Source organism: Streptomyces sp. NPDC002835 (genome assembly GCF_053591995.1).
On the sequence record NZ_JBSFUW010000027.1, the window covers coordinates 93,292 to 105,560 of the forward strand.

The 12,269-nt window shown below is 71.6% G+C and carries 11 protein-coding genes and 1 pseudogene; 3 read left to right on the forward strand and 9 right to left on the reverse strand.

Annotation, left to right across the window (positions count from 1 at the left end):
• Nucleotides 1–208: 208 nt before the first annotated feature.
• The 4 genes from ACWD01_RS25875 to ACWD01_RS25890 all read right to left on the reverse strand — a co-directional run bounded on the left by ACWD01_RS25875 (nt 209) and on the right by ACWD01_RS25890 (nt 5,423).
• Nucleotides 209–1,579: a hypothetical protein gene (locus ACWD01_RS25875; protein WP_451165187.1), complete on the reverse strand. Its 1,371-nt coding sequence runs from the start codon at nt 1,577–1,579 to the stop codon at nt 209–211.
• Nucleotides 1,576–3,762, reverse strand: coding sequence for a hypothetical protein (locus ACWD01_RS25880; RefSeq protein WP_451165188.1), 2,187 nt, complete (start codon nt 3,760–3,762; stop codon nt 1,576–1,578). The genes ACWD01_RS25875 and ACWD01_RS25880 overlap by 4 nt, the downstream gene beginning before the upstream one ends.
• A complete protein-coding gene (locus ACWD01_RS25885) occupies nt 3,762–4,622 on the reverse strand; it encodes a hypothetical protein (protein WP_451165189.1) in 861 nt (286 codons plus the stop codon). The genes ACWD01_RS25880 and ACWD01_RS25885 overlap by 1 nt, the downstream gene beginning before the upstream one ends.
• A gap of 147 nt (nt 4,623–4,769) precedes the next feature.
• Complete coding sequence (locus ACWD01_RS25890; protein WP_451165190.1) at nt 4,770–5,423, reverse strand: Crp/Fnr family transcriptional regulator; 654 nt, start codon at nt 5,421–5,423, stop codon at nt 4,770–4,772.
• Between the two features lie 267 nt (nt 5,424–5,690).
• On the opposite strand from ACWD01_RS25890, the gene ACWD01_RS25895 reads away from it, so the two are divergent.
• Nucleotides 5,691–6,194: a Pycsar system effector family protein gene (locus tag ACWD01_RS25895; protein ID WP_451165191.1), complete on the forward strand. Its 504-nt coding sequence runs from the start codon at nt 5,691–5,693 to the stop codon at nt 6,192–6,194.
• A gap of 55 nt (nt 6,195–6,249) precedes the next feature.
• On the opposite strand, the gene ACWD01_RS25900 is transcribed toward ACWD01_RS25895, so the two are convergent.
• Nucleotides 6,250–7,581, reverse strand: a complete 1,332-nt coding sequence (locus tag ACWD01_RS25900; protein WP_451165192.1) for a M28 family metallopeptidase — start codon at nt 7,579–7,581, stop codon at nt 6,250–6,252.
• A 193-nt stretch (nt 7,582–7,774) separates the two neighbouring features.
• Nucleotides 7,775–8,224 (reverse strand): VOC family protein, encoded by a 450-nt coding sequence (locus ACWD01_RS25905; protein ID WP_451165193.1) that lies wholly within the window; start codon nt 8,222–8,224, stop codon nt 7,775–7,777.
• A gap of 25 nt (nt 8,225–8,249) precedes the next feature.
• On the opposite strand from ACWD01_RS25905, the gene ACWD01_RS25910 reads away from it, so the two are divergent.
• Nucleotides 8,250–8,903: a CGNR zinc finger domain-containing protein gene (locus tag ACWD01_RS25910; protein ID WP_451165200.1), complete on the forward strand. Its 654-nt coding sequence runs from the start codon at nt 8,250–8,252 to the stop codon at nt 8,901–8,903.
• A 100-nt stretch (nt 8,904–9,003) separates the two neighbouring features.
• A complete protein-coding gene (locus ACWD01_RS25915; protein WP_451165194.1) occupies nt 9,004–9,366 on the forward strand; it encodes a DUF6401 family natural product biosynthesis protein in 363 nt (120 codons plus the stop codon).
• 34 nt (nt 9,367–9,400) lie between these two features.
• Here ACWD01_RS25915 and ACWD01_RS25920 read toward each other — a convergent pair whose 3' ends face one another.
• The 3 genes and pseudogenes from ACWD01_RS25920 to ACWD01_RS25930 all read right to left on the reverse strand — a co-directional run.
• Nucleotides 9,401–10,288 carry a membrane protein gene (locus ACWD01_RS25920; RefSeq protein WP_451165195.1) on the reverse strand — a complete coding sequence of 296 codons (888 nt, stop codon included), beginning with the start codon at nt 10,286–10,288 and terminating at the stop codon, nt 9,401–9,403.
• Nucleotides 10,289–10,515: 227 nt separating this feature from the next.
• Entirely contained in the window at nt 10,516–11,619 is a 1,104-nt protein-coding gene (rarD, locus tag ACWD01_RS25925; RefSeq protein WP_451165196.1) for an EamA family transporter RarD, read from the reverse strand.
• A gap of 167 nt (nt 11,620–11,786) precedes the next feature.
• Nucleotides 11,787–12,269 (reverse strand): annotated as a pseudogene (locus tag ACWD01_RS25930) (2-oxoacid:ferredoxin oxidoreductase subunit beta); the annotation flags it as partial.

Genomic DNA, 12,269 nt, shown 5'->3' on the forward strand with positions numbered 1-12,269 from the left:
CCGGCCACTGCACCGGTGGTCAGGGCCGTGACGCCGAGACCCTTCCATCCGAACAAGAGGCTTCCTCCCGCGATGAACAGAGTGGCGGCCACAACGAAGGTCAGCGTCAACCGGGCACGACGGGGAAGGCGGCCCGTGCCCGGACGGGCACCACCACCCGCGAGCTCCCAGGGCGGATCAGTGGCGCGGTGCTGGCCCTGATGTGCCCTCATGACCCGGCCCCCGGCCCGCTCTGCCCGCCGCCCTGGCCGTTGCGGCGCTGCCCGACCCGGGTCGCTCCGGTGACATTGGCGGAGCCGCCCCCGGTCGCGCTTCCGCCGGAGGAGCCGCCGCCCGGCGGGGACGGCTCGGTGGAGGAAGCGGGTGCATGCGCCGCACCGTCCGGCACGGCAGCGCTCTGGTTGTCGGCCGCCCCGCCCGGACCGGCCGCCGCCGGTCCCTGCGGCGGTCCCTGCGGCGGCGCCGCAGGCGGGTCGCCGGCCGGCGCCTGCGCCGGAGAGGCCGGGCCGGGACGGCGCCGGGGGCGGGGCGGGGCGGTTGGACCGGCCTGCGGGACCACCATGCCTGCGACCACGGCGTGCTGCGTCGGATGCGCCGCCGGATGTGCTCCGGCCGGTCCCGGCTGCCCTGGCAGCGCCGGTCCCGCACCCGGCGGTAGCTGGGCAGGTGCGTGCGACGTCCCCGCGCCCGGCGCCGGCAGTGCGGCGGTCCCGGTGTCGAAGAGCAGCGCAGGCCGCTGCATCTCGTGCCACAGCTGCTGCGCCTCCGCCGGCTGGATCATGCCTGCGCCGACCAGTTCCCGCAGCATCTGGGCCTTCTGCTCGACCGCCACGTCGTGCCGGTTGCCGAGTTCCGACATGATCTCGTGGAGCTTCGACGGGTCCTGCGCGATCAGGTGCAGCAGCAGCCCCCCTTCGCCGCGTGCGGCCGAGAGCAGCACCTCCTCGCGCTTGGCCTGAAGTTCGGCCTCCACGCTGTGCGTGGTGAGCGCGACATCACGCTCGGCCACCGCGATCTGGGTGTCGAACTCCCGTTGCTTGAGGGCCCGGAGATGGTCCGAGGCATGGCTGTCGAGATAGAGGCGGACGATGAGGGTGTCCACGGTGAGCCCGACCGGCAGCCGGTGGGGGCGGTCGCACACGGAGGTACGGACGTAGTCGGCGAACTCCTGGAGCTGCTCGATGCCGTACGACGTGGCATGCGGCCACAGCAGGTCGCGCATGGCGACACACACGGCGGCGTGCCCGTCGGCAACCGACCGGATGCCCCGGCGGACCACCTCGGCGGCCTCGGTGACCCGCCACCGGGCCTCGAAGGAGGCCTGGAAGGGAAATCCGCCGGTACCGCTGGGCAGCGCCTCCGACCAGCTGACCGTGCGGTCCACGAGATCGACCTCGTAGCGGAACCGGTAGCGGAGCGACCCGAACGGGGTGGGTTTGCGCGGCAGTTCGACGAGCGCGCCGTCCTCGGTGCTGAACAGCAGGGTCTGGCCGGGGCGCACGGGACCGCCGCGGTCGCCCATGCTCACCGGTGCCGGCCCGGTGAAGAGTTGCTGAACGGGGGTCTGGGGTTCGGTCACGGCGTGCCGATCCTTCCGTCGAGATGGGCAAGGACGTGGTGTCCGGACCGCGGTGCTCCGCGGCCCTCGGCGCCGCTGACCCAGGACGCGGCCAGGTGGCGGACGATCACTTCCGTCCGCCGGTCGGCGGCGGTGACGTCGAGCAGGGCGGCCAGTGCCGCACGCCCACGGGCATCGGTCTCGACGAGAGCCGCCCAGTCGGTCAGCACCTCATGGGCGACGCCGTAGCTGACAGCCGAGTTGACTGTCTGGCACCACAGGGCGGCGATCTCCGCCCGCTGTGCCCCGTCCCGCTCTGTCGCGGTGAGGAGGGCCGGCCAGAGCCGTGGCGTGGTGCCGGACCCGTCGGTGTCGTACGGGTCTCCTGGGGCCTTCGGTGAGTCGACCAGGTCACCGGCCGCATAGAGGAAGGCCAGTTCGCCCACCGCTCTGCGCAGGGTGCCGTGCATGCCGGTGACGGCCCACTGGTCGAGGAGGTCAAGGGCGTCGGACCGGTAGCGTCCGCCGTCCAGGGCCATGTACTCGGTGAGGCTGCGGCACAGCGCCTCGACCACGGGTACCTCCTCGATACCGGCGAGATGGTGCAGCCACGCCCACGCCTGCTCATCGCCGTCGTGCTCGAAGACCACCCGCCAGGCACGTGCGGCCGTGGCCTGGAGCTGGGCCGACGCGCTGTCGGCCGACCAGGCGACCACCAGGTTGTAGGCGGCGGCGGCGTGCCCGGACTCCTTCGCGGCGACGCCGAGGGCGATCGCGGCGGCGTCTCGCAGCTCGGCGTTCTTGGCGGCGGCCCAGGGCTGCAGGATCCGTGCCCGTACCGTCTCGAAACCGTGTCGCGCCAGGACTCCCGCGGCGACGGCGGCCCGTACCCCGACGGTGGGCAGTACGCCGGCCGCCGAGTCGCGCAGCCAGCCGGGCAGCACCTCACGGATCTCGTCGTACTCGCTCCAGATGTGTTCGAGCACTTTCACGGCGAGACCGGGGTCCCGGAAGCGGACGACCTTCCCGCGTGCGCCGCCGTGCCGGGTGGCCACCTCGGAGTCGACCAGGGTGCCGTGAACGGCGTCGAGCCGGGCCGTCCTGGTGCCGGTGAGCTTGACGCCTCTGGCCCGTACGGGATTGTCGGGGCTCTCCGCGACCTGCAGGCGCTCCTCCAGATCACGGGCGAGGCTGGCGACGATCTCGTACGCCTCGCCCCCGAACGCCGCGATCCCGATGGCGAGGCACTGCTGGGGCAGGTTCTCCATGTTCTGCAGCCAGTGGGCGACGGCCCGTTCGCCCTGCAGCGCCTTGCGCTCACGGACGCGGTCGGCCACCTGGTCGTCGCCGACGGCTCCGGCAGCCTCGGCGAGGGCACGGCCCAGGTCGGCCGCGGCGCCCGCCCCGCCTTTGTCGAGCTCCTCTCGCAGCAGTTCGCGCAGGTCGCGCCGGGCCAGCAGCCGACGGCCGCGTGCGGCGGCGGCGACGCCGAGCCGCCAGCCCAGGTGGGCGGCGACGATCCCCTCGCTCGCGGGCGGCCGGGGAACGTCGACCACGTGGTGCTGCACGCGCGGATCGGCGAACTGGACGCCGGCCGTGGCGGTGAGGACCAGCCGGCAGTCGCATGCACGCAACTCTGCGTCCAGCCGGCTCAGTTCGAACGGGGTCAGCGCGTCGGCGGCGCGCTGGGTGAGGCCGGCGAGTATGTAGCCCGAGCCGCGGCGCAGATCGGCCCTTTCGATCCGGGCGAGATCAGTGGTGGGATCGAGCAGATGGAGCGTGCGATGACCGGCCCGGCCGAGACCGGCGCGGGCCACGGCCTCCTTGCCCGTGCCGGGCAGCCCCCGCAGGACGGTGACAGTGCGGAGCCGCATCCCCCCGACCAGGGACTCGAAGCCGTCCGGTGCCACGAAGGCCTCTTGAACCTCGTCGAGTTCCTCTGCCGTCAGCCGGTAGGAGCGCAGCCCGGTGGCTCCGGGAGTCATGTTGAAGACATAGCTGTCGCCGCCGAACACCTGGTCGGCAGAGACACGCAGGCCGCTCACGGCGTCGCGCTCGACGTCGAGGCGCTCCCCGGAGGCGCCCCGCACACCACGCAGTGCCGACATGCCCTCGCGCAGGCCCTGCCGGGCGTCGGCGGGTTGGCCGTCGGGGGCGGGTTCGGCTGCCGGGTCCGGAGCGGCGCCTTGTGGCTCTTCGGCCATCAGGCACCTGCCTTCGGGGTGCGGCCCGGGGCGTCGTCGTCCTCCGGTTCGGGGCTCCACCGGAAGTTCTGCGTGCCGTGGACCACTTGGTCACCCGCGAACACCTGGCCGACGCGGTCGAACACGGCGCCTGCGAAGGGGCCGGAGCCGTCGGTGCCGGAACGGTTCGGGTCGGGTGCCGTCCGGCCGGGCGGCACCCGACCCGGTGCCGCCGGACGGGAGGGGCCCGAAGGCGCGGCGGGCGGCGCGGTCTCCGTCTCCGTGAGACCGGGCGGGGCGTCGTACCCAGGCACCCGGATCCAGGCGTACGCCCCCTGAATCTCCTTGGCGTCGAAGGGCACGCGGCGGAACGTCTCGCTCGCCACCGAGGGATCGTCGTGCCGGACGATCTGTCGGTGCCAGTCCGCGGAGACGGCGAGCGCGAGTCCGGCGCGCGTTCCGGATGCGAGCGCCGAGCGGAGGGGGTCGATGTCCACCAGACGGCAGGCGGTGTTGAGTTCCGCTCCGGCCCATCCATGTCCGTCCCGTGCCACGTCGCCCTGGTGCAGCGCGACTCGCAGCCGGAGCGCGCCCTCCTCACTGCTGGTTCTGGCGTGGTCCCTCAGCCGGTGATTGAGGACCTCGACGAACCGGCCGGTGAGATCCGTCCGGTCGACAGTGCCGGGAAGGAGCCAGAAGAAACCGTCGCCGCGGTCGGAGGGCCGAGGCGCGCTGCGGTGATCGAGACCGGCCTCCGTGAATGCCGATTCGGTGATCGCGTAGACCCTTTCCCGCAGCCAGAGCTGCATCGGATTGGCACGGCTGCCGAATCCGGCGATGTCGACCACGAGTATCGAGTAGTGCTGGGCTTTTGGCCGCATGTAATTCCGTCCTTCCGCACGGTGCGACGTCGTGGACCACCGCCCCCGTGACCGGTGGTCCACGGCGTCCGGTGTCATGGGTATCCGGCGGCCGGGTGCCGCACAGCGTCAGATGACGCATTCGGGGGGCGGGAACGGGCCCCGGTGTCATTCCTCGGCCCAGCGCCGTACGCCGGTGAGGTTCAGGACATATGTAGAGCCACGCCTGGTGGTGACCAGTCCGGCCGCGTGCATCGCGCGCAGCGAGCGCACCACGGATTCACGCGAGACACCGGCTGCGCCCGCGAGTTCCTGCTGGTTCATCCGCACTTCGAGTGCGCCGGCCGGTTCGTCGACCTCCACCCCGTGCCGTACGGCGGTGTCGAGCAGGACCCGGGCGAGCATGGAGCGCGAGGACCGGGCTCCCTGCTGAGTACGCAGGCTGTCCGAGTCCCTGAGCCGGGCCACGACGCTGCGCAGGACAGCCAGGGTGAGCGTCGCGTGGTTCTCGAGGAGCCGGTGGAACGCCTCGCTGCCGACGGCCACTCCCGAGAGGTGTTCGAGAGCGGTCACCGTCGCGGAACGCTTGGTGCCGTCGAGGCAGGAGAGTTCGCCGACGAGTTCACCGGGGCCACGCAGCGCGAGCACGCTGGTGTAGCCGTTGTCGGACTCGGCGGTGACCTTGGCGAGTCCGCTCACGATGAGGACGATGTGGTCCGGTCGGCCGCCCTCGCGCATCAGCGAGTCGCCGCGCTCCCAGCTACGGACCCGGCCGGCGCCACGGAAGAGCAGCAACTCGTCCGGGGTGAAGGGCTCGTACACCGTACGGCGGTCATTCGCAGAATGCTCCCCTGGCACGAAAAGGCCTCCCCCGTAACCCTTGTGCGCGGCCGAATCAGTCTATGCAGCCGGGGAGTCGGTATGTGTCGAATGCGGCAGACGGTCTCGTGAAGAGCGGGATAGAAACGAAGACGAAGCAGCGGCGCCACAATGGAGGAACGCATGTCCGATTTTTTAGCGCATCCGTCGCCCATACGATCGAACAATGTGGGCGAAGTTCCTCCGGTTCCTCCACGGTCCGATACGCATGTGCCGGACGAGGCCGACCGGCACGGCCAGGAGACCGCCTGGCGTATTCACTCCGTGCTCGTCGACTGGACGGGAAAGGTGGATGTCAAGGCCGCGTTCGCGCTGACCGTTGAATCGGCGGCTCTCGCGTCGACGGCGGCCCTGCACTCCGGAGCGCGGCCGTTCGGCGGCCCGTCGGCCGGCTCATCGGTTCTCCTGGCCGCGGGAGCGGCCCTGTTGGGGGCCGCTGTACTGCTCGCGGTCCTCGCGGTCGCACCTCGTATGAACGTCGACCGGGCGGCCCGGCACCCGACGCCCGACTTCATCTACTTCGGGCACATCCGCGCGCTGAAGCCGGACGAGTTGGTTCAGACCCTGCGTACCGCCGATCCGCTGCCTGCCCTCAGCAGGCAACTGGTCACCATGTCCAGGATCGCCTGGTACAAGCATCGCTGCACCCAGGCGTCCCTGGCGCTCGCCGCAGCCGGGCTGGTGGCGGTCGCCTTCGCCGGGGTGCTCGCCTGAAAGACGGATCCCGCCGCGGTCACGTGCAGGCGCCGCGGCGGGACGGGAGCAACCGTCAGAAGGTCAGCTTCCAGCTGTCGATGTAGCCCGTGTCGTAGCGCGCCACGTCCTGTACGCGCAGTTTCCAGGCGCCGTTCGCCGTCTCCGCGGACGCGTCCATGGTGTACGTGGTGATGACGTTGTCCGCCGAGTCGCTCCCGCTGGAGTTCTTCAGCCGGTACGCGGTGCCGTCCGGGGCCACCAGGTCGATCACGAGGTCGCCGCGCCAGGTGTGCTTGATGTCCACGCCGACCTTGAGTGCGGCGGGGGCGTTGCCGGTGCGGCCGGAGACCGTCACCGTGGAGGTGACCGCGGCGCCGGCGTCGGGGACGGCGACGTCGGCCGTGTTCTCGTAGACGTCACCGGGCGGCTCGGTCGTGCCGCCCGCGGAGAGCGTCCATATCGCGTGGGCGATCGCGTCGCTGTTGCGGTCCAGGGCGGTGTCGTTGATGTTCGCCGTGGTGTCGCACGACGAGTGGTAGCAGCGGTCGAACGCCTGACCGGCCGTGCCGCCCCACTTCTGGGCCTGGGCGCTGGTCTTCGTACGGCTGGCGCCGGTGAACAGGCCGCCGACCGGTATGCCGACGTTCTTGAACGACGCGTGGTCGGAGCGGCCGTCGCCCTCGGTCTCGATCTCGGTGGGGACACCGAGGCCGGCGAAGTAGCCCTTGAAGGTCTGCTCGATCACGGGGTCGTCGTCGTAGACGAAGTAGCCCGGGTTGGGCGAGCCGATCATGTCGAAGTTCAGATAGCCCGCGATCCGCGAACGCTCGGTGGTGGAGAGGCTGTTGACGTAGTATTTCGAGCCGACCAGGCCGAGTTCCTCCGCGCCCCACCAGCCGAAGCGCAGATGCTTTGTGGGCTGCAACTGGGCCCGGGAGACGGCGAGTGCCGCCTCCAGTACGGCTGCGGAGCCCGAGCCGTTGTCGTTGATCCCGGCGCCGGAGCTGACCGAGTCGAGGTGGGCGCCGGCCATCACGGTCTGGTTCACGTCACCGCCCGGCCAGTCGGCCGTCAGGTTGTAGCCGACGGCGCCGTTGGAGGTGAACTGCTGCACGGTGGTGGTGAATCCGGCGGCGTCCAGCTGGGCCTTCACGTAGTCGATCGAGGCCTTGTAGCCGGGCCGGCCGTGGGCGCGGTTGCCGCCGTTGGAGCCGGCGATGGACTGGAACCGGCTGAGGTGCGCCTTGACGTTGGCGAGGGGTATGTCGGGTGCGGCGAGCGCGGATATCGGCGCCGGCGGTGCGTCGGTCGGCCCGGCCGACACCGCGGGGGCGGCGGTCGCGAGCAGCCCGGCCAGGGCGAACGCGGTGACCACGGGGACACGTCTGGGAACGGAGAGGTTCATGTGGGGGCTCCGGATTCCGTATGGGGACAGGACGGAACGTGCAGGAACGCCCCGGGACGGCTGATCCCGGGGCGCTGGAGCTGAATGTCGAACGTGATGCGTGTACACGTGCGTTGTGCGTGCTGATGTTCGAGGACGGTCTGACGTGGCGTCAAGGGCGGAAATCGGTCACGCCCGTTCGCATAGCGGATGCCTACTGCACGCAGAACTCATTGCCCTCGGGATCGGTCAGTACGACCCATTCCCCGCCCGGCTCGCTGACCCGCCGCACCACCGAGGCCCCCAGCGCCTCGATCCTGGCGGTCTCGGCGTCCCGCTGTCCCGGTTCGGCGTGCACGTCGATGTGGAGCCGGTTCTTCACCGTCTTCGGCTCCGGCACCCGCTGGAACAGCAGCCTGCGCCCGTGTCCCGCGCCGCTCAGCTCGTCGTGGGCGTCGTCCGGATGCCGGACCGCGGCCAGATCGCGCCATGCCCGCCGGCCGTGCGTCTCGACCGTCGCCTCGACCGGCACCGCTCCTTGCCCGAGGAGCTGTTCGATGAGGGGGCTGTTGTCCTCGACGAGATATCCGAGCGCCTCGGCCCAGAAGTCGGCCTGGGCGTGCGGGTCGGTGGCGTCGATCACGAGCTTCCAGTGCATCGTCATGGTAACCACTTATACTGGTTACGTGATGACGAGTGCAACGGACACGCCGGGACTGCTGATGCGACCGCCCTCCGGCGGCGCCTTCGTCTTCGACCCGGGCGCTCTGTGCCTGGAGTTGCTGACCACCGGAGGTCCCGGCCGGCTCGCCGCGTACGAGGTCCTGCACCACCCGGACGCGGTGCTGCGCTGGGTGGCCGCAAGCCGGCTGCCGGCCGGTCTGCGGCTGGCCCCGGACGACACGGACGTGGCTGCCGCCCGGGCGCTGCGCGACGCCCTGTGGGGCCTGGCCGCGGCCAGGGCGCACGGCCGCGATGCGGACCCGGCCGACGTGGAGCGGGTCAACGCGGCAGCGGCGGCGCCGCCGCTGGTGGCCGGTATCGGAGCGGACGGCTCCAGGCAGTGGGCGCCGGGCGCGACGGCCACGCAGCTGCTGTCGACGGTGGCCCGGGATGCCGTGGAGCTCTTCACCGGCCCCTACGCGGACCGTGTCCGTGAATGCGGCTCGCACGACTGCCAGCTGCTCTTCGTCGACACCTCGCGTCCCGGCCGCCGTCGTTGGTGCTCGATGGAGCGGTGCGGCAACCGCAACAAGGCGCGGGCGCACCGCGCCCGCCGTCCGGACGCAGAGGCCGGAGGGGGCGGAGGAGACCGGGGCGACCCGGAACGGCCCGATCGCTGAGCGATGGACGGGTGCGGATCCCTGGGCGCCGCGTATCCATGGGCCGGTTTGCGACGGAAGTCACGTCTTGGGGGTGCCGATTCGCGTCTACCGTGTAGGGATGGACGCACTGCCCCACAGCGGGCCGCCCGGCTGCCCGCTGGTCGGAGTGGCCGCCACGTACATGCCCCGGCTCTCGGAGTTCTCCTTCGAGCCGGGGCTCGTCGCGGCCGTCGACCAGCACGCGGCGGCCGTGCGCGATGCTCTCGTACCGCTGGTGCCCGCTCCCCGCCGGTCCGGCCAGGCTCCCCGGGAGGAGCCGTACGGCATGGTGCGGCGCGAGGATCTCGCGGACTATGTGCTCGGGTTCACCGACTGGCTGTCGGAGACGGACTGGTCGGAGCAGGTCGGCTACGACTTCGCGACGCTGCGGCTCACCGCCGTCTGCTGGCTGATCCGCGAGCACGATCTGCTCGGCGACTGACGTTTCGCGGCAGTGCGCGGGTCGCGGCCGTGGGTCACATGGGGTCGCGGCCGTTGCCCAGCGGCGGGCCCTCGTCACGTCCCGTGCCGCGCCCGCGGCCCATGTCGTGGCTGCCTCCGGTGTCGCGGCCCGGCTGTCCGCCCTGGCCCATGCCCTGCCTGCTGGCCTGGCGCTCGGCGGCCGGCTGGCCGGCGGCGGCGTCGGCGCGGCCGCGCTGATACGCGGAGACGTTCTCCTTGGCGCGGCCGGTCTCGGCCTCCGCCGTCGCGAGCCAGCCCTCCCAGCGCTGCCGCATCGGGCCGATGAGGCCGCCGCCGACACCGACGATCACGACGCCGGCCATCGCGGCGAGTACCGCCCAGAGCACCGGACCGGTGACGGAGGTGGCGATCTGCGCCTGGCTGAGCGCGGCGATCGCACCGAGCGCCACGATGAAGGCCCAGGCGATCGTGCCCAGGGTCCGGCCGTACGAGGTCCCCGACAGGGCCCCCTGGATGATGTCGCGGACGGCGCGTGCGATGGCCATGGCAACGACGACGATGACACAGGCGACGATCGCCTTCGGGATCCAGGCGACGGCCGAGTTGATCATGTTGCTGACCGGGTTGGGGCCGAACACCCCGAAGGCCAGCTGCAGGGCGATCAGCAGGATCGCGTAGTAAAGGATCTTGGTGATGACCCCGGTGGCGTCGTACGAGGAGTTTCTGAGGGTGTTCGAGATGCCGCTGCGCTCCGACATCCGCTCGAAGCCGACCTTGCGCAGCAGCTTGTCGACCACCTTGGCGATGGCCTTGGCGATGATCCAGCCGATGACCAGGATCGCCAGAAAGGCGATGAGCTTCGGAATGAACTTGGCCACGGCCGACCATGCGTCGCTGATGCCTTGACCGAAGTCGACCGATAGCGCGAGGGGTTGCTGCATGACGCACTCTCTTCGCTCTTGGGCTACCTCGGTCCGGCGACCGGGGCCTGGACTTCCGGTGGTAGCACCGGGCGGCCGGCCCCGGCCTGCGCCGAGGGGCGAAGCTGGGCTGTTCGGGTGGAGATTCGGTGCCGACGGGTGCGTCCGCCCGGGAGCCGCGCGGGTAGGTCGGGCCTCGCCGCGTCTCGTGGACCTGGGGCCGTCGGCGGCCGCGCCGGGCGTGGCGGTCAGGCCGCCGGGCCGGCCTCCTGCGCGGCACGGGGGCCGCCCGCGACCGGTTCCGGCACGACGGCGCCGACCTGCGATGCGGTACCGGTCTGCGGCGTGACGCTCCCCGACTGCGCGACGGTACCGGCCTGCGCCGCGGCGCCGGTCTCGGGCGCGCCAGTCGCAGGCTGGGCGCCGGAGGCCGGCGCCGCGGCCGCCAGCCGCAGGGCCGCCGCCTTGTTGCGGTGGGCCGTGCGCAGCGCGTCCCAGGTCAGGCAGGTCAGAGCCAGCCACACCAGGGCGAAGCCCGCCCAGCGCTCCGCGGGCATCGCCTCGTGGAAGTAGAGGATGCCGAGCAGGAACTGGAACACCGGGGCCAGATACTGCAGCAGCCCCAGCGTGGACAGCGGCACCCGTATCGCCGCCGCGCCGAAGCAGACGAGCGGCACGGCCGTCACCAGACCGGTCGCGGCGAGCAGCGCCGCGTGACCGGCTCCCTGCGCGGCGAAGGTGCCCGTGCTGTTCGTGCCCAGCCAGAGAAGGAAGGCCAGCGCCGGGAGGAACTGGATGGCGGTCTCGGCGGCCAGCGACTCCAGGCCGCCGATGTTGACCTTCTTCTTCACCAGCCCGTACGTGGCGAACGAGAACGCGAGCGTCAGCGAGATCCACGGCGGCTGCCCGTAGCCGATGGCGAGCACCAGGACCGCGGCGAAGCCGATGCCGACGGCCGCCCACTGCGCCGGGCGGAGCCGCTCCTTCAGGAGCAGCACGCCCATCGCGATGGTGACCAGCGGATTGATGAAGTAGCCGAGCGACGCCTCGACGACATGGCCCGTGTTCACGGACCAGATGTAGAGGCCCCAGTTGACGGTGATCACCGTGGCGGCGACGGCGACGAGGCCCAGCTTGCGCGGCTGGCGGACCAGTTCCCGCATCCAGCCCCAGCGCCGCAGCGCCAGGAGCGCGACGGCCACGATCGCCAGCGACCAGACCATCCGGTGGGCAAGGATCTCCAGGGCGCCGGACGGCTTGAGCAGCGGCCAGAAAAGAGGGACCAGGCCCCACATTCCGTAGGCACCGATCCCGTACAGCAGCCCTGCCCGCTGTTCTGTCTCCGACTTCACTGACCCTCCTGCCCTGCGTCCGCGCGTCCCCTCAAGGTACGCCCGGCGAGGGTCCGGCGTCATGCCCGTATTGCCATACGGTCATTACGGCCGCGGCTGTCCCCGAGGCGGCCCCGGACAGCGGTGAGGGGAGGCCGGAGCCTCCCCTCACCGCTGGTGGACCGGTCTCAGCCGACGACCGTCCAGGTGTCGTTGCCGGCGAGCAGCGCGGCGAGGTCGCCCTTGCCGTCGCGCTCGACCGCCGCGTCGAGCTGGTCGGACATGAGCGTGTCGTAGACGGGACGCTCGACGCTGCGGAGCACACCGATGGGGGTGTGGTGCAGGGTGTCCGCGTCGGCCAGCCGGGAGAGCGCGAAGGCCGTGGTCGGGGACGTGGAGTGAGCGTCGTGGACCAGGACGCGCGACTCGTTCTCCGGCGTGACCCGGACGACCTCGAGGTCGCCCGTGGACGGGTCGCGCACGACGCCCTTCCCGCCGTCCGCGCCGAAGCGGATCGGCTGCCCGTGCTCCAACCGGATGACGGCCTCCAGCGCCTGCTCGTTGTCCTTGAGGACGTCGAAGGCGCCGTCGTTGAAGATGTTGCAGTTCTGGTAGATCTCCACGAGCGCCGTGCCCTGGTGGTCGGCCGCCTGGCGCAGTACCTCGGTGAG

Bases quoted from the DNA above. Each gene is read 5' to 3' on its own strand.
- ACWD01_RS25880 (WP_451165188.1), bottom strand. From the start codon at position 3,762: ATGGCCGAAGAGCCACAAGGCGCCGCTCCGGACCCGGCAGCCGAACCC.
- ACWD01_RS25885 (WP_451165189.1), bottom strand. From the start codon at position 4,622: ATGCGGCCAAAAGCCCAGCACTACTCGATACTCGTGGTCGACATCGCC.
- ACWD01_RS25920 (WP_451165195.1), bottom strand. From the start codon at position 10,288: ATGCAGCAACCCCTCGCGCTATCGGTCGACTTCGGTCAAGGCATCAGC.
- ACWD01_RS25910 (WP_451165200.1), top strand. From the start codon at position 8,250: ATGACGAGTGCAACGGACACGCCGGGACTGCTGATGCGACCGCCCTCC.
- ACWD01_RS25905 (WP_451165193.1), bottom strand. From the start codon at position 8,224: ATGACGATGCACTGGAAGCTCGTGATCGACGCCACCGACCCGCACGCC.
- ACWD01_RS25915 (WP_451165194.1), top strand. From the start codon at position 9,004: ATGGACGCACTGCCCCACAGCGGGCCGCCCGGCTGCCCGCTGGTCGGA.
- ACWD01_RS25900 (WP_451165192.1), bottom strand. From the start codon at position 7,581: ATGAACCTCTCCGTTCCCAGACGTGTCCCCGTGGTCACCGCGTTCGCC.